This window comes from Nocardia cyriacigeorgica NBRC 100375 (assembly GCF_000308555.1).
Taxonomy (GTDB): Bacteria; Actinomycetota; Actinomycetes; order Mycobacteriales; family Mycobacteriaceae; genus Nocardia; species Nocardia cyriacigeorgica.
Genome location: NZ_BAFY01000327.1, coordinates 40,461 through 56,858, shown reverse-complemented (window position 1 = coordinate 56,858; position 16,398 = coordinate 40,461). Strand labels below are relative to the sequence as shown.

Here is a 16,398-nt window from a genome sequence, read left to right as displayed (position 1 = left end):
CGCGCCTACACTAGACGCAAATGACAATCCTTTTCAATAGTGGCTTGGACGACTACCGCCTACTCGGGCGCTCGGGCCTGCGGGTTTCACCACTGGCACTGGGCACCATGACATTCGGCACAGACTGGGGCTGGGGCGCAGACAAGGCCGAAGCACGCAAGATCTACGACACCTACCTCACCCGCGGGGGCAACTTCCTCGACACCGCTGGCAACTACACCAACGGCACCGCCGAGGAATGGCTCGCCGAATTCACCTCCTCAGAACGGGATTCGCTCGTTCTGGCGTCCAAGTATTCCGTCCTACGCCGGCTGACTGATCCCAACGCTGGGGGTAATCACCGCAAGAACATGATCGCCTCGGTCGAGGCCTGCCTGCGCCGGCTGCGCACCGACTATCTCGACCTGCTCTACCTGCACATGTGGGACGACCGCACACCACCGGAGGAGATCATGCGCGCCATGGATGATCTGGTGCGCTCCGGGAAGGTGTTGTATCTGGGCATCTCCAACACCCCCGCCTGGCAGATCGCCCGCATGCAGACCATCGCCGACCTGCGCGGCTGGAACCCCCTCATCGCAGTCCAGCTCGAATACAACCTCACCGAACGCACCGGCGAGCACGACATGCTCCCGATGGCACGCGAACTCGGGCTGGGTGCCATCGCCTGGTCCCCGCTGGCGGGCGGCGTCCTCACCGGCAAGTACTCCCCCGCCGATCTGCCCACTACCGAACGGGCCCCGACGGTCGCGACATCGAGGCGAGAGCTGATCCTGGCCGGCGGCGGACTCAGCGATCGCACACTGTCGGTCGCCGATACCGTGCGCCGCGTGGCCGGGCAGTCCGGCCACTCGCCCGCGCAGGTGGCACTCGCATGGACCCTCGCGCAACCCGGTATCACCGCACCGGTCCTCGGCGCGCGCACCCTCGCACAGCTCGAGGACAACCTCGGCGCGCTCACCGTGCACCTCGACGCCGACCAGCTGCGCTTGCTCGCCGAGGCCTCCGCCCCCACCCCCGGCTACCCGCACAACGCACTCGCTCGACCCATGGCGCAGCGAAGCCTGTTCGGGGACATGTCTATTCGACCACGAACCCACCACTGAACTCACGACTGGACAGCTGATGACCCTGATGGACACCTTCGTCGACCGGCTCTTGCGCCGCCCCCGCGGACCGCTGGCCCGCTTGATGTGGCGTGATATGAAATCTCACCACGACATCTTCCGTGACACCCTGGCCGCGTTGAATCTCGACGATGGCGACCACCTTGTCGAAATCGGCTGCGGCGGTGGATCGTTCGCTGCCCGCGCGCTGGAATCCGGCTGTCGGGTGACCGCCGTCGATCACAGTGCCGATATGGTCGCGCTCACCAAGTCCGCGAATCCGGCCGCGCTGGCCGACGGCCGTCTCGAGGTGATCGAAGCCGATGCCACCTCGCTTCCGCTACCGGATGCCCACTTCACCTGTGCCACTGCGATGAACGTGCTGTTCTTCGTCGATACCGGATCGGTGCTCGCCGAACTCCACCGCGTCCTGCGCCCGGGAGGGCGCCTGGTGGTCCACACGGTGGCACCGGACCCGCCACGCACGCTCATGCCCGCCCCTGTCGCGAAGCGGGCACGGTTCCACTCCGACACCGAGCTGACCACACTCCTCGAGGCAGCCGGATTCGACAAGGTCGCCGTGACCCGCAAGGACAACACCTTCCAGTTGGTGACCGCCGTTCGACCAGCCTGAACCGGCTCACGATCCCTCGGGCGGCCTCGTAGCGGCCGCCGTGCCGGCAGTCCTGCTGCTCGCCGGTGACCGGCATGGAGCCGCCGCCGCAGCGGCGCTCGGCGCGATCGTGGCGGTGCTGCCGGTCACCATCCTGGCCGACGCCATGGTGTACGAGAACGTCCCGATCCCGACAGCCCTGGTGCATATGGCCGACTGGGGTCTCGAGCTGGTCCGTCAGTGGGGTCGTGCTCGGACTGTTCGTCTGATCGCCGCACCTCTCACGACTGTGCGGGCAGCCGCACCGTCACCCGGAGACCGCCGGCGGGACACGGTGTGAGTGTCAGGATCCCATCGTGCGCCGAGGTGATGCTGTCGACGATGGCGAGCCCGAGGCCAACGCCTTGCTGGTGCGTGCGGACGCGTTCGGTGCCGCGCTGAAAGGGCTCGGCCAGCGTGGAAACCACCTGCGGGCTGAGCATTTCGCCGGTGTTCTCGACAGTGAGCACCACCCAGCCGGGCTCGACACCGGTGCTGATCCACACGGCGCCGCGTTCGGGCAGGTTGTGCACGATCGCATTGTGCACGAGGTTGGTCGTCATCTGCTGCAGAAGAGCCGCCGAGCCGAAGGCCGGCGCGATCTCCCCGGCGGTTTCCAGGACGACACCGTGACGCTCGGCCAGCGGGAGCAGTGTTTCGGCGGCTTGTTCGGCCAGCAACGACAGGTCGACGGGCTCCCTGGTGAACGCGCGGCGGTCGGCGCGACTGAGCACGAGCAACGCTTCGGTGAGGTCGATCGCCCGGGTATTGACCGCGTACAGACGGTCGACGAGTTCGGCGGTGGCACCGTCGCTGTCGTTGCGGGCGACGTCGAGCAGGGTCTGCGTGATCGCCAGCGGCGTGCGCAGTTCATGGGAGGCGTTCGCCGCGAACCTCTGTTGTTCGCCGACATGCGCTTCCAGGCGCGCGAGCATGGTGTCGAAGGCGTCGGCGAGTTCGCGGAATTCGTCGTGGCGGCCCGGTAACCGGATGCGGTGCGACAGAGATCCGTTCGCGGCCAGTCGGGTGGCCGCCGCGATCGGTGTCAGCGGGGCGAGCATCCGGCCGGCCAGCAGCCACCCGCCAAGCAGGCCGAAAACGAGCAGGAAGACGAGCACCAGGGCCATGAACGGGGCGAAGGCCCGCAGCAGCAGCGAGCGGTCGATCCAGAAGTTTCCGCTGGCGTTGATCCAGCCGGCGGGCAGCAGGTACAGGTAGAAGACCAGGACGGCGGCCAGCAGCAGGACACCCGCGAGCATGAGGAAGCCCGCGTAGCTGAGGGTGAGCTTGAGCCGAACACTCAGGCCAGGCGCCCTATCCACGCTCCGCTCCCCCGTTGGCCGGTTGCGTGTCGATGCGATACCCGACACCGGCGACGGTCGCGATGACCCACGGCTCGCCGAGACGTTTGCGCAACGCCGATACCGTGATCCGCACCGCGTTGGTGAACGGGTCCGCGTTCTCGTCCCACGCCCGTTCCAGCAACTCTTCGGCACTGACCACGCCTCCCTCGGCGGCGACGAGAACTTCGAGCACCGCGAACTGCTTGCGGGTCAGCGCGACGTAGCGGCCATCGCGGTAGACCTCGCGCCGGAACGGATCCAGCCGCAGTCCCGCGATCTCGCGCACCGGCGGGCGGTTGTGTGCGCGCCTGCGGTCCAGAGCTCTGAGCCGCAGCACCAGCTCGCGCAGTTCGAACGGCTTGGTGAGGTAATCGTCGGCGCCGAGACCGAATCCGCTCGCCTTGTCGTCGAGCCGGTCGGCCGCGGTGAGCATCAGGATCGGCAGACCGCTGCCGGAGGCCACGATGCGCCGGGCGATCTCGTCGCCGGAGGGCCCGGGAATGTCACGGTCGAGCACGGCGATGTCGTAGGCGTTGACGGCGAGCAGCTCGAGGGCGGTCTCACCGTCACCGGCGATGTCGGCGGCGATCGCTTCCAGGCGCAGCCCGTCGCGGATGGCTTCGGCCAGATACGGTTCGTCCTCGACGATCAGTACTCGCATAGACCCTCGATCCTCCCAGCCGGGACATATCGTCGGCGTATCCGAAATCGCATACGTGCTGACAACACGACGCTGCCTTCACTGGAGGCATGAACCACAGCGAACCAGCACGAACCGCGCCTCACCGTAGCCGCCTCACCGTCCTCGCCGCCTGCGGCCTCGCCGGGGCGGCCCTGATCGGTGTCGTCGTTCATCAGTCGCCGGCACCGTTGTCCTCCTCGGTCGCCGAGGCCGTCGATACGATTCGTGGCGGCCATCATGGTCCGCCGGGTGCCGCGTCATTCGATGACGGGGTTCCGTCCGTGTCCGACCTCGAGCCCGCTTTGCTCGATGCCTTGCGCCGGGCGTCGACGGATGCCGCGGACGACGGTGTCGAGTTGGTCGTGACCAGTGGCCGGCGTTCCGCGGAGTACCAGGACCAGCTGTTGCGTGAGGCGGTCGCGACCTATGGTTCGGCGGCCGAAGCCGCCCGATGGGTGGCCACTGCGGAAACCTCGGCGCATGTATCGGGTGAGGCGGTCGATATCGGGCCCGCCGAGGCGGCGGCTTGGCTGTCGGCTCACGGCGCCGGATACGGCCTGTGCCAGATCTACCGCAACGAGCCCTGGCATTTCGAACTGCGCCCCGGGGCGATCGCTCATGGGTGTCCGGCCCAGTACGCCGATCCCACCGAAGATCCGAGGATGCACCGGTGACCAGCACGCGCGAGCCCGCGACCAGCAGCGTGCAGGCAGCGTCCTGGCATCCCGCGACGCTGTTCGCGTTCCGCTTCTGCGTCGTCTATTTCGGCTTGTTCTGCCTGCTCATCCCCTACATCGTCTTCGCACTGCTCGGCCCCTTCGGCCGCTGGGTGCAGGGGCATGCCGGGCTGTGGGCCACGTCGATGACCGACGCCGTCACCGGTTGGGTCGGCGCGAGGGTTTTCGGGGTCGAGGCGGTGCTGCACAAGGACTCCGGAGCCGGCGACCAGACAGCGATGTGGGTGCTGGTGTTCTGCCTGCTGGTCGCTGCGGTGGTAGCAGCCGCGGGGGTGGACCGCCGTCGACCCCCGGAGCTCCCACCCCAAGCTGTTGGCGTGGTTCACGCTGTTTCTGCGGCTGTGCCTGGCCGGGCAGATGCTGTCGTTCGGACTGGCCAAACTCATCCCGAACCAGATGCCCGCGCCCGGCCTGGCGCAGCTGTTGCAGCCGTACGGCAGCTTCAGCCCCATGTCGGTGCTGTGGCTTCAGGTCGGCAGCTCGCCCGCGTACGAGATGACCCTCGGTGCAGCAGAAGTCGCGGCCGGGCTGCTGTTGTTGCTGCCCCGGACCGCGATACTCGGTGCCGCGGTGAGCCTGGCGAGCACGGCGCAGATCCTGGTGCTGAATATGACCTTCGATGTGCCGGAGAAGCTGCTGTCGGCCCACCTGCTGCTGATCAGCCTGGTCCTGCTCGCCCCATATCTGCGGCAACTGTTCGACCTGTTCGTGCGGCAACGCGCCTGCGCGCCGTTGACCCTGCCTGCCCTGTTCACCGATCCCGGCAAGAACCGCATCGCGACGTGGTCGCTGGTGGCCCTCGCCGTCTGGGTCACGGCGAGCGGTGTCCAGGACAACTGGCGAGTCTGGCAACAACAGCACGGTGCCGCGAGTCCCAGATCCCCGCTCTACGGGATATGGGATGTGCGGGACTTCGTACTCGACGGGCGACCGGTCGCGCCGCTGACCACCGACGAGAACCGTTGGCAGCGAGTGATGTTCGATGACCCCGAGGAAGCTGCTTTTCAACGCATGAACGGTGATCTGGTACCGGCACGCGCCGTTTTCCGCACCGACGGACTCCTGGAACTCACCATGCTTGCAGTGGACGAGCGAGCCGAGTACCGCGCACCATTCGCCACCTTGTCCTCCGAACAGCCCGCCCCGGATCGCCTGATCCTGCGCGGCACCCTGCACGACCGCCCGGTCTCGATCACCCTCGATCGCGTCGATCCCACCACCTTCACCCTGCGCAGCCGCGGATTCCACTGGGTTCAGGACTACCCGTACCTCCGCTGAGGGGGTTCTCGGCGCGAACCGCCATGCCCGCGGCGGCGAAAGGCGGACTGGGGCAGGCGGTTCCATGGGCTCAGCTGCCCGGGAAGTCCGGCGGCAACGGCTGGAAGGGGGCATGGAACTTCGGGCCCGGTGAACCGCCGCGCAGCACATGGCTGATCCAGGCCGTGGCCGGCGCCCAGCCGACGCCCGCGTTGACGATGTGCTCGGGGATCGGGACCGTGACGAAGCGCAGGTCGGCGCCGCGTTGCCAGAGGCTGTCGACGGTCGGCAGCACGACCGACGGCGGGATCAGCTCATCCCACACTCCGTGCCACCACAGCACCGGGCTGTCGGGGACGTACTTGCCGAGACTGTTGTCGCGCAGGATCTCGATGATCTCCGGTGAACCTTCGAGCGATTTGCCGGGCCGGTAGTACTCGCTGATGGGGCGGTACATGCCGGTCGGTGCGATCGTCAGGACACAACGGCTCGCGATGTCGGCGACGATCTGCTGCCCCTCCGGGGTGAGCAATTCCGCGGGATCGAACACATCGGGGTATTCGCGCGACAAACTCGCCAGCCCGAGCCACATGGTGAAGTTGCTGATCCCGGTCAGCCCCGGTTGCGGTTGCGTGGCGTAGTGCGCCTGCGCGACCAGGTCACCGGGCGTACCACCGATGGCGGTGGCCAGCAGCCGCACATCCGGCGCGTAGCTGTGGCGCAGTTCGGCCGCCCGCATCGATCCCGACCCGCCGCCGGAGTAGCCGTAGAGCGCGATCCCGGAATCGGTGAGCCCCAAGGTGGGGTCGTTCTTCATCGCGCGCAGGCTGTCGAGGACCATCTTGCCCTCGTCGTAGGTGTTGAATGTGTTGAATTTGCCGTCGAAGTCGGGCACATTGATCGCAAATCCCTGCGCCAGCCACCCGGCCATCAGCGTCGACTCCTTCATGGTGCCGGTCTGCAGGGTGTAGGACGGGTTGCACGCGGAGTTCGTCGAGTCGATCGCCTCCTGGAAGGAGACCACCGGACGCGGGCTGCCGTGCCACGGGATTCCCGGAACGATGACGGTCGTCGCGGTGACGATCGGGTTGTCGTGCACATCGCTGGACCGGAACAGCAGCTGCTTGGTGTAGACCGGGAACGGGATCCCCAGCAGCCGCGTCTGCACTTCCCTGCTGCGCACGATCGCACCGGGGGCATACGAGGCCGGATTCGGCGGATCGTCATACCACGGGTCTTCGGCCGGCGTCGGAATCGGCAGCATGTCATACAGTTGCGGCTCCGACGGCAACTTCGGCAGCTGGTTCTGGTCGGGCGGGAAGCTCGGCGGAAACGCCGAATCGGCCGCCGCCACGCCCCCACCGGCCCAGGCGACGCACGCCGCCACAACGATCGACGCCAGCCGTGTCGTTCTCACCAGAGGTCCTCCGAATCGTCATTGATTCCCCGCCGAGCGCCGCCGGCGATTGCGCTCCTGGGCCAGCCGTCGGCGACCCAGTGGAATGAGTTCACAGCACCTCGGCGCCCGGCGCCATTGACACGATGCAGAACGGTGACCCCGGAATTTGTGCATGTGCACAAGAGACCCACACCGGCCTTTCGGCCGCCGCCAAGCGGGCGAGGTCCTGCGCGGCCCTGATCGTCACGACGTCCGGTCTGTCCGGTGACCAATCGCGCCGGTCTACGGCGAGATCGGCGGCAGGCGGAAGCCGATGCGAGCGCCGGGACCGGGTTCGGCGAAGACGGTGCCGTGGTGGGCGGTGACGATGTCGTCCACGATGGCCAGGCCGAGGCCGGATCCGGGGATGGCTTGGGTGCCTTCGGCGCGGTAGAACCGGCCGAAGACGGCGGTGGTCTCCGACGGGTCGATGCCGGGCCCCTGGTCGTGTACCGCGAGTTCGGTGCCGTGGATGTGCACGATGATCGGAGTGCCGGCGGGACTGAACTTGATCGCGTTGCCGATCAGGTTGTCCACGCAGCGGGCCAGCGCCTTGGGGCGACCCCGTACCGGGGCCGGAGCATCCGCGGCGACGGTGACCGAGCGAGAGCGGCAGTACCGCCAGACACTCGCAGCCGCCGCGCCTTCGGCCGACAGCGCGTTCAGCCTCCCGGGGTTCAACGCCGCGGTGCGTGACGGTGGCGACGCGTGCATCGGATGGCCGAACATCACCGCGCCACAACCGGTTCGGGCGAAAGGTGCGCTGCCGAACGTCCCGGTGCTGGTGCTGTCGGGCGACCTCGACGCCATCAGCCCCGACGCACATGGTGAGCAGGTCGCCGCACGCTTCGCCGACGCCACGTTCGTCTCGGTGCCGAACACCGGCCATGTCCCCGATCTCGAACCAAGCGGTTGCGTCACCGGGATCGTCGATCGGTTCATCCGCACCGGCACCACCGGCTCGACCACATGCGTCGAATCCGTCCCGCCGATCGTGATGGAACCGGTCATCGGCTGAGCCGACTCCCGCGCGACCAGAGCTCTTGACTCTGTGACCCACCACACGTATTTTCATCTGAAATCATTTCATGTGAAACTAATGGTGGTGGTCATGGGCAGTGTCGGTCTGCTGTACGTCGGAGCCGTTCTCCTGGTGAACGGACTCATGCTGCTCGGCGTTGTCCCGCCTCGCTCGGCGGCCGTGCTCAATCTGTTCGTCGGAGCTATGCAGTGCGTGCTGCCGACGATCGTGCTCATCCAGTCCGCCGGGGACCCGGCAACGATCCTGTCCGCATCGGGTGTGTACCTGTTCGGTTTCACCTACCTCTACGTGGGAATCGGCACGCTCGCCGGATGCGAACCCCAAGGGATCGGCTGGTTTTCGGCCTTCGTCGCCGCGGCGGCCCTGGTGTACGCCTGGATCTCGTTCGGACGGATGGCGGATCCGGTCTTCGGTGTCATCTGGATCGCGTGGGCGCTGCTGTGGGGCCTGTTCTTCCTGGTCCTCGGCCTCGGCGTGGACGGACTGACCCGCTTCACCGGCTGGGCCGCCGTGCTGCTGAGCCTGCCGACGTGCACCGTCCCGGCGCTCTTGGCGCTGACCGGCAACTTCCACCCCACCGCAGGCATGGCCGCGGTCTGGGCCGCCGGAGTCGTCGCCGCGCTCGGCGTCGCCTGGTTGCTCGCCGGCCGGTACCGCCTCGCGCCCACGAATGTTCCCGCGGCTTCCTGAACCGCGCCGATCGCCCGAAACGGGTCCGACAAAGGAGAAATCGAATGCGACACGGTGATATTTCATCCAGCCCCGACACCGTCGGCGTCGCGGTGGTCAATTACAAGATGCCGCGCCTGCATACGAAAGCCGAGGTCCTCGCCAACGCGCACAAGATCGCGGAGATGCTGATCGGCATGAAAACCGGTCTACCGGGGATGGATCTGGTGATCTTTCCCGAGTACTCGACTCAGGGAATCATGTACGACGAGCAGGAGATGTACGCGACCGCCGCGACCGTGCCCGGCGCGGAAACCGAGATCTTCTCGGCCGCATGCCGGCAAGCCGGCGTCTGGGGTGTCTTCTCGATCACCGGCGAGCAGCACGAGGACCACCCGAACAAGCCGCCCTACAACACGCTGATCCTGATCAACGACCGGGGCGAGATCGCGCAGAAATATCGAAAGATCCTGCCCTGGTGCCCGATCGAGGGATGGTATCCGGGCGACACCACCTACGTCACCGAAGGGCCCAAAGGCCTGAAGGTGTCGCTGATCATCTGCGACGACGGCAACTACCCGGAGATCTGGCGCGACTGCGCGATGAAGGGCGCGGAGTTGATCGTGCGCTGCCAGGGCTACATGTATCCGGCCAAAGATCAGCAGGTGCTCATGGCCAAGGCCATGGCGTGGGCCAACAATTGCTATGTCGCCGTCGCGAATGCCGCCGGGTTCGACGGCGTCTATTCCTACTTCGGGCATTCGGCCATCATCGGGTTCGATGGCCGAACCCTCGGCGAAACCGGCGAGGAGGAATACGGAATCCAGTACGCCCAGCTGTCGGTCGCCGCGATTCGAGACGCGCGCGCGAACGACCAATCCCAGAACCATTTGTTCAAACTGTTGCACCGCGGCTACTCCGGCGTGCATGCCGCCGGTGACGGCGATCGCGGGGTGGCCGACTGCCCCTTCGAGTTCTACAAGTTGTGGGTGACCGATGCGGTCAAGGCGCAACAACAGGTCGAGGAGTTGACCCGCGACACCGTCGGGGTCGCCGAGTGCCGGGTCGGTGCGCTGCCCGTCGAACAGACCACCGAGGCCTAGGAGGAATTCGTGCCATTCCTGACCGACATGCTCCAGGACCAGAACCGGGCGCCCGTCGCACCGGCGCGCCCCGCTTCGGCCACCGGATTCGATCGGCAGGCGCTGGCAACCCGGCTCGGTGAATCCGTCCTCGGACAAGCCGACGCCATCGACGCCGTCGTGCGCGCGGTGACCCTCGCGCACGTCGGCGCCACGGACCCGCACGGCCCGTTGGCCAGTGTGCTGCTCGCGGGCCCCACCGGAGTCGGCAAAACCGAGCTCGTCCGCCGGCTGGCCGCCGAGTTGCGCAGCGGCCCGGATGATTTGTGCCGAGTGGATATGAACGCCCTGGCGCAAGAACACTACGCCGCATCGTTCAGCGGCGCGCCGCCCGGTTATGCCGGCAGCAAGGAATCGCTGACCATTTTCGACCGGGATACCGTCGAAGGCACCAGTTATCGGCCGGGGATCGTGTTGTTCGATGAGATCGAGAAGGCCGATGTGACCGTGCTGCGGGCACTATTGCATGTGCTCGACACCGGGGAGCTGCGTTTGGCCAATGGCAAGGAACGCATTTCCTTTCGCAACTGTTATGTCTTCCTGACCTCCAATCTGGGCTCCGCGCAATGGGTGCACCGGCGCACTCGATGGCGGCCGCGTCTGCGCACCGATAACGGCGCGCGGCATCGAGAGCTCACGCTCGAGGCGGTGCAGCGGTTCCTCGATCCGGAGTTCTACAACCGGATCGACGAGATCGTCGTGCTGAACCCGATCACGGCCGACACCGCACGCCGGATCGCCCGGCTGGAGACCGACCGGCTCGCCGCCCGGCTCCGCCGCCGGGGCGTGCAGCTCACGTGCGCGGACTCGGTCATCGACCTGCTGGCCGTGGAAGGGTTCGATCCCGCGTTCGGCGCTCGCGCCATGCGGCGACGGCTCCGGTGCCGGGTCGCCGCCCCGATCGCCGAGGCGATCCTGCAGCACCGCACCGCCGGGGAACCGCTGACGTTGTCAGTGGCCGTTCGCGACGACCGTGTGTTGGTCTATCGCATCGACGAAGTCGACTGAGCCGCCGCACGGAATCCCACTGCGCTGATCGGCGTGCCCCACTGGGTGGCACGCCGATCAGAGGCACGTCACGATGTCGAAATCGAAGCCATTCGCTACCGCCAGGTGGATGCGCTGCTTGGCCTCGATTCCCTGGAACTCGATTGTTCCGCGCGGACCCTCATAGGCGATGCCGTGCGGGACGGGGTTCAGATCGTCGAGCCGGCCGGCGCGACGAGCCATCGCGGCCAGCAATTGCCCTCCCTCATAGCAGGATTCGGCGGCCGCACCGATGGCCGGAGCGACCGGGCCGTGCAAACCGGTGTATCCACGGACCAGCTCCATCGCATTGCCGTCGGTCAGGGAACGGAAATAGCCCGAGGCCACCACGAGTCCGCGTGTCGCGTCGGCGCCGCTGGCCAGCAACATGTTCTCGTCCATGAGCGGGCTGAACCGCAAGATCGAGTCCTGCAGCCCACGCCGGGCGAACGCTCGATTGAACTGCACGGCGTCCTGACCGACCAGCAGCATGAGCACCGACTCACAGCCCGACCGCGCGACTTGCTCGACCACCGTGCGCATATTCCCGCCGCCGAGCTTCACGAACGCGCCGCCGACGAGATCCAGCCCGAGTTCGGCGGCGAATCGCCGGACCGCACTCAGCGATTGCTGCGGCCACACGTAATCGTCGCCGACGACGAACCACTTGCGGGTGCCGGTGTTGTCGCGCAGCCACCGCAGGGCCGGTGCGATCTGCTGACGCGGCGTCTCACCGCAGCAATACACCCCGGGCCGGGTCTCCCCGCCCTCGTACAGGGAGCTGTACGCGTACGGGATCCGCCCGGCCAGCACCGGCGCGAGCGCGTTGCGCACCGATGAGATGTGCCATCCGCTCACCGCGTCGATGTGGCCGGCATCGGCCAGCCGGGCCACCTGCGCCGCCACCCGCGACGGCGCGGCGCCACCGTCGACGATCTCGAGCACGACCTCGCGGCCGAGCACACCGCCGGCCGCGTTCAGATCATGGGCGAGCAACTCGCCGACCGCCTCGCAGGACGCACCGAACAACCCCGCCGGCCCTTGCAGCGGAATCACCAGGGCCAGCCGCCAGACGTCGGCGCGGGCACGCCTGAGCACCGGACCGCGGTTCATCGACTATCCCGGCGGGCCGACAGGCGTGAAGTCACGACCGACGCTGATATCATTTCAGGTGAAAGTATTCAGGTCGATCGACCCGGCCGCAACGGTTCGAGAGGATTCGATGGAGCACGACGTCGCAACCACCGACAGCGACCCTTCGCTGACGACGCTGCTCCTCACCACCGCCCGCGAACTGACCGCCGCCGTCGAACGCCACCTCGCCGAGACCGGCCTCGGCATCGATGACTGGCTGGCGATCGCCACCTTGGCGAGCGCACCCGAACTCACGATGACCGAACTGCGCAACAGAACCCTGACCTCCGCCCCGACGCTCTCCCGCGTCACCGACCGTTTGGTGTCGAAGGCGCTGGTATTCCGGGAGGTCGACGCCGCCGACCGGCGACGCGTGCGCCTGCACCTGAGCAAACGCGGGACGGAGCTGTATCAGAAGCTCAACCCCCTGATCCAGGCCGCCGAACGCGACTGGGCCGCGGCCAACGACAGCAACCCGCTGGTCCGCTCACTCCAACGCCACCGACTCCGTTCCCGCTAGTTCCTCGCCCGAGGTGTCTTTGAGGGCGACGCCGGAGCGGCCGAGCGCGCGGGCACCCGCGACCAGGCCGGCGGTGATGGCGGCCGCGCGGCGGTAACCGAGCCCTTCGGGCGGGTGGATGTTGGAGACGCAGTTGCGGTCGGCGTCGGTGCGGCCGGGCCGGGGCAGGTGGGTGAGGTAGATGCCGAGGCTGTCGGCGACCGAGAGACCGGGGCGTTCACCGATGAGCATGATCAGGGTCCGCACGCCGAGCGCTGCGCCGATATGGTCGCCCAGAGCCACGCGGGCCTGCACCGCGAGCACCGGCGGGGCGAGGCTGTAGTGCGGGCGCAGCTCCTCGGTCAGCGCTTCGAGCAGGCCGGGACCGTGTTCGTCGAGAGCGCGCGGCGACAGACCGTCGGCCAGCACGAAGCCGATATCGGCACCGGTGTGCGACAGCGATGACAGGTCGGCCGGGCTGCGGCCGAGATCGGGGCGGCGCAGGTATTGGCTTCGGTCGCTCGCTTTGCTGCGGACGACGGCCGGAGCACCGAGGCCCAGGTCCGCGATCCGCTCGCCGAGGACGGCGGCGTCGATTGGCAGGTGCACGGCGTCACGGGCGGCAGCGTGCGCGGCACGGAACTCCAGCACCCGCTGGGTGGGCAGGGCACTGCCGGTGCGGCCCAACCCGATTCTGGCCTGGGTGGTGCGGCGCAACGGCGCCCACACGTCGTGCGGGGAATCGGCGGCGTTGTCGATCTCCACGGAAAGATCCTCCTGGTCAGCGGGCGGTGAGGGCGAGCAGCGGTGACGCGGCCGCATCCACCGGCAGGATCCGGCCCGAATCGTCGGCCATCCCGAGCCCGCGCAGCCAGGCCTCGAACTCGGGTGCGGCCCGCAGCCCCAGCACCTGACGCACATACAGCGCGTCGTGGAACGACAGGCTCTGATAGCCGAGCATGACGTCGTCGGCGCCCGGCACCGCGATCACGAACGCCGCGCCCGCGACCCCGAGCAGCGTGAGCAAGGTGTCCATATCGTCCTGGTCGGCTTCGGCGTGGTTGGTGTAGCAGACGTCGACGCCCATCGGCAGCCCGAGCAGCTTGCCGCAGAAGTGATCCTCGAGCCCGGCGCGGATGATCTGCTTGCCGTCGTACAAATACTCGGGGCCGATGAAACCGACGACGGTGTTCACCAGTAGCGGATCGAGCGCCCGCGCCACCGCGTAGGCCCGCGCCTCCAGCGTCTGCTGATCCACCGGTCGCCCACCGGTGCCCACATGCGCTCCCGCTGAAAGCGCCGACCCCTGACCGGTTTCCAGATACATCACGTTGTTTCCGACCGTCCCGCGCCCCAGCGCCCGAGCCGCTTCGTTCGCCTCGGCCAGCAAGGGCAGCGTCACGCCGAAACTCGCGTTGGCGCCTTCGGTGCCCGCGATGGACTGGAACACCAGATCGACGGGAACGTTGTTGTCGATGAGTTCCATCGTCGTGGTCACGTGGGAGAGCACACACGATTGCATCGGGATGTCGAAACGGGTACGCACATCATCGAGCAGATGCAGCAGATCCGCTGTCGCCCTTGGCGAATCGGTCGCGGGGTTGATGCCGATGACGGCGTCGCCGCAGCCCATCAGCAGTCCGTCGAGGGTCGCGGCGGCGATGCCGCGCGGATCGTCGGTGGGATGGTTCGGCTGCAGGCGGGTGGCGATCCGGCCGGGCAAACCGATCGTCGTGCGGAAGGCCGAGGTCACCGTGATCGCCTTGGCCACCGCGATCAGGTCCTGGTTGCGCATGATCTTCGAGACCGCCGCCACCATTTCCGGCGTCAGGCCGGCCGCGATCGCGGACAGGGCGGCCGCGGCGCCGGGTGTGGCGGCGGTGGCCAGTAGCCAGTCGCGGAAGCCGCCGACGGTGAGGTGCGCGATCGGGGCGAAGGCCGCCCGGTCGTGGCCGTCGACGATCAGGCGGGTCACGTCGTCGGTTTCGTACGGCACGACCTGTTCGTCGAGGAAGGTGGTCAGCGGGAGGTCGGCCAGTACCCAGCAGGCGGCGGCGCGTTCGGCGTCGGATTCGGCCGCGCAGCCGGCGAGCTGGTCCCCCGAGCGCAACGGTGAGGCCTTGGCCAGCACTTCCACCAGCGAGCCGAAGCTGAAGTTCCGGCCGGAAACGCTCTGGTGGTAGGTCATTCGAGTTCCTCCTCGGCGCGGGCCAGCACCGCGAACTCCTCGTCGGGCGAGTTCGCGACCAGCCGGTGGCGGCTGTAGAGACCGAAGTAGGCCAGGAACGCGGCGAACACCGCCAGGCAGCACAGCGCGGCCTTGGTGTCCACCAGGAAGGTGGCGACCACCGCGAACGCGGCGACGACCAGCGCGAAACCGGTGGTGGCGATGCCGCCCGGGGTGCGGTAGGGCCGCGCCATCCCCGGCTCGCGGCGGCGCAGCACGATGTGGCTGGTCATCATCAACACATAGCTGAGCGCGGCGCCGAAGACGGCCATATTCAGCAGCATCGCGCCCTGACCGGTGAAGGTGAGCCCGAATCCGATCGCACCGGGCACGATCAGCGCGAGGACCGGTGCCTTGCGAGAGTTGGTGACCGACAACGATTTCGGCAGATAGCCCGCCCGCGAGAGCGCGAACAGCTGGCGGGAGTAGGCGTAGATGATGGAGAAGAAGCTGGCGATCAGACCGGCCAGGCCGATGTAGTTCACGATCTTGGCCGCGCCGCTGTCGCCGAGCGCTTCCACCAGCGGGTTGCCCGAGGACTGCATGGCCTCGGCTCCGCCGGCGCCGGTGGTGAGCACCAGCACGAGTGCGCAGGTCACCAGCAAGACCCCCATCGCGGCGACGATGCCGCGCGGGACATTGCGCTCGGGATCTTTCGTCTCCTCCGCCGCCAGCGGCACACCCTCCACCGCGAGGAAGAACCAGATCGCGAACGGGATCGCCGCCCAGATGCCGAGATAACCATGCGGCAGCACACTCGAGGCGCCCGCGGCGTCGCTCACCGGGATGTTCGTCAGGTTGGCCACCTCGAAGTGCCCGATGGCCGCGACGACGAACACGATCAGGCCGACCAGCGCGATGGCGGTGATCACGAACATCACCTTCAGCGCCTCGCCGACGCCGCTGAGATGGATCCCGATGAACACCGCGTACACGGCCAGATACACCCACCAGCCGTCGTGGATGCCGAACAATCCGAGCGATTCCACGTAGGCGCCGATGAAGGTGGCGATCGCGGCCGGTGCGATGGCGTATTCGATGAGAATGGCCGTGCCGGTGGCGAATCCGCCCCAGGGTCCGAGCGCGCGCCGAGCGAAGGTATATCCACCGCCCGCCGCGGGTAGCGCCGAACTCATCTCGGCCATTCCCAGCACCATGGCCAGGTACATGGCGGCGATGATCACGGCGGCGATGGCCAGGCCACCGAATCCGCCTTGTTCCAGGCCGAAGTTCCAGCCGGAATAGTCGCCGGAGATCACATAGCTCACCCCGAGCCCGGCCAGCAGCAGCCAGCCGGCGCTGCCCCGCTTCAGCTGGCGTCTGGCCAGATAATCGCTGGATTCCTGGTGCGATTCACTTCCCTGATTCCGGGATTTGTCGGCGTCGAGAACAGACATCTGCGGCTCCATACGGACATCGGATATTCGGCTGCGAGCAGCGATCG

The 16,398-nt window shown here is 67.5% G+C and carries 17 protein-coding genes and 1 pseudogene; 10 read left to right on the top strand and 8 right to left on the bottom strand.

From position 1 onward, the window contains the following. The first annotated feature begins 20 nt into the window (after positions 1-20). From RJ05_RS28840 to RJ05_RS28830, 3 genes are read left to right on the top strand one after another with little or no spacing between them, the layout of a single operon-like run. The gene (locus tag RJ05_RS28840; protein ID WP_036543349.1) at positions 21-1,106 is read left to right on the top strand and encodes an aldo/keto reductase; all 1,086 of its coding nucleotides are present in this window, start codon (positions 21-23) and stop codon (positions 1,104-1,106) included. A gap of 19 nt (positions 1,107-1,125) precedes the next feature. Then, entirely contained in the window at positions 1,126-1,740 is a 615-nt protein-coding gene (locus RJ05_RS29665) for a class I SAM-dependent methyltransferase (protein ID WP_051017099.1), read from the top strand. A gap of 40 nt (positions 1,741-1,780) precedes the next feature. Next, positions 1,781-2,059 carry a hypothetical protein gene (locus RJ05_RS28830; RefSeq protein WP_228789055.1) on the top strand — a complete coding sequence of 93 codons (279 nt, stop codon included), beginning with the start codon at positions 1,781-1,783 and terminating at the stop codon, positions 2,057-2,059. Here RJ05_RS28830 and RJ05_RS28825 read toward each other — a convergent pair. After that, positions 2,001-3,080, bottom strand: a complete 1,080-nt coding sequence (locus tag RJ05_RS28825; protein WP_195026007.1) for a sensor histidine kinase — start codon at positions 3,078-3,080, stop codon at positions 2,001-2,003. The two genes, RJ05_RS28830 and RJ05_RS28825, sit on opposite strands and share 59 nt — an antisense overlap. After that, the gene (locus RJ05_RS28820) at positions 3,073-3,762 is read right to left on the bottom strand and encodes a response regulator transcription factor (RefSeq protein ID WP_036543347.1); all 690 of its coding nucleotides are present in this window, start codon (positions 3,760-3,762) and stop codon (positions 3,073-3,075) included. Before RJ05_RS28820 ends, RJ05_RS28825 begins: the two co-directional genes overlap by 8 nt. A 302-nt stretch (positions 3,763-4,064) precedes the next feature. Here RJ05_RS28820 and RJ05_RS32675 point away from each other — a divergent pair, with 302 nt between their 5' ends. Beyond that, positions 4,065-4,457 carry a M15 family metallopeptidase gene (locus RJ05_RS32675; RefSeq protein ID WP_234012250.1) on the top strand — a complete coding sequence of 131 codons (393 nt, stop codon included), beginning with the start codon at positions 4,065-4,067 and terminating at the stop codon, positions 4,455-4,457. Positions 4,458-4,486: 29 nt separating this feature from the next. Beyond that, a pseudogene (locus RJ05_RS28810) lies at positions 4,487-5,798 on the top strand (DoxX family protein). 70 nt (positions 5,799-5,868) lie between these two features. Here the strand turns inward: RJ05_RS28810 and RJ05_RS28805 are convergent. Together RJ05_RS28805 and RJ05_RS32670 are read right to left on the bottom strand one after the other, a co-directional pair. Continuing rightward, positions 5,869-7,194, bottom strand: a complete 1,326-nt coding sequence (locus RJ05_RS28805) for a lipase family protein (protein ID WP_373365091.1) — start codon at positions 7,192-7,194, stop codon at positions 5,869-5,871. 264 nt (positions 7,195-7,458) lie between these two features. Then, positions 7,459-7,929, bottom strand: a complete 471-nt coding sequence (locus RJ05_RS32670; RefSeq protein ID WP_255220975.1) for a sensor histidine kinase — start codon at positions 7,927-7,929, stop codon at positions 7,459-7,461. Between RJ05_RS32670 and RJ05_RS31215 the strand changes: the two genes are divergently transcribed. The 4 genes from RJ05_RS31215 to RJ05_RS28780 all read left to right on the top strand — a co-directional run bounded on the left by RJ05_RS31215 (position 7,811) and on the right by RJ05_RS28780 (position 11,076). Next, positions 7,811-8,233 carry an alpha/beta hydrolase gene (locus tag RJ05_RS31215; RefSeq protein WP_036543341.1) on the top strand — a complete coding sequence of 141 codons (423 nt, stop codon included), beginning with the start codon at positions 7,811-7,813 and terminating at the stop codon, positions 8,231-8,233. The genes RJ05_RS32670 and RJ05_RS31215 overlap by 119 nt on opposite strands. A 93-nt stretch (positions 8,234-8,326) precedes the next feature. Next, positions 8,327-8,947 carry an AmiS/UreI family transporter gene (locus RJ05_RS28790; protein ID WP_036543375.1) on the top strand — a complete coding sequence of 207 codons (621 nt, stop codon included), beginning with the start codon at positions 8,327-8,329 and terminating at the stop codon, positions 8,945-8,947. Between the two features lie 44 nt (positions 8,948-8,991). After that, entirely contained in the window at positions 8,992-10,029 is a 1,038-nt protein-coding gene (locus RJ05_RS28785) for an aliphatic amidase (protein ID WP_036543339.1), read from the top strand. A gap of 9 nt (positions 10,030-10,038) precedes the next feature. Then, positions 10,039-11,076, top strand: coding sequence for an AAA family ATPase (locus RJ05_RS28780; RefSeq protein WP_036543337.1), 1,038 nt, complete (start codon positions 10,039-10,041; stop codon positions 11,074-11,076). Positions 11,077-11,133: 57 nt separating this feature from the next. On the opposite strand, the gene RJ05_RS28775 is transcribed toward RJ05_RS28780, so the two are convergent. Then, positions 11,134-12,207, bottom strand: a complete 1,074-nt coding sequence (locus tag RJ05_RS28775) for a substrate-binding domain-containing protein (protein WP_036543334.1) — start codon at positions 12,205-12,207, stop codon at positions 11,134-11,136. Between the two features lie 109 nt (positions 12,208-12,316). Between RJ05_RS28775 and RJ05_RS28770 the strand changes: the two genes are divergently transcribed. Beyond that, complete coding sequence (locus RJ05_RS28770; protein WP_036543332.1) at positions 12,317-12,748, top strand: MarR family winged helix-turn-helix transcriptional regulator; 432 nt, start codon at positions 12,317-12,319, stop codon at positions 12,746-12,748. On the opposite strand, the gene eutC is transcribed toward RJ05_RS28770, so the two are convergent. From eutC to eat, 3 genes are read right to left on the bottom strand one after another with little or no spacing between them, the layout of a single operon-like run. Next, positions 12,716-13,492, bottom strand: coding sequence for an ethanolamine ammonia-lyase subunit EutC (gene eutC, locus RJ05_RS28765; protein WP_051017107.1), 777 nt, complete (start codon positions 13,490-13,492; stop codon positions 12,716-12,718). The two genes, RJ05_RS28770 and eutC, sit on opposite strands and share 33 nt — an antisense overlap. Positions 13,493-13,508: 16 nt before the next feature. Further along, complete coding sequence (locus RJ05_RS28760) at positions 13,509-14,915, bottom strand: ethanolamine ammonia-lyase subunit EutB (RefSeq protein ID WP_036543330.1); 1,407 nt, start codon at positions 14,913-14,915, stop codon at positions 13,509-13,511. Further along, on the bottom strand, positions 14,912-16,351 hold the full coding sequence (gene eat, locus RJ05_RS28755; RefSeq protein WP_036543369.1) for an ethanolamine permease: 1,440 nt from the start codon (positions 16,349-16,351) through the stop codon (positions 14,912-14,914). The genes RJ05_RS28760 and eat overlap by 4 nt, the downstream gene beginning before the upstream one ends. Between the last annotated feature and the right edge of the window lie 47 nt (positions 16,352-16,398).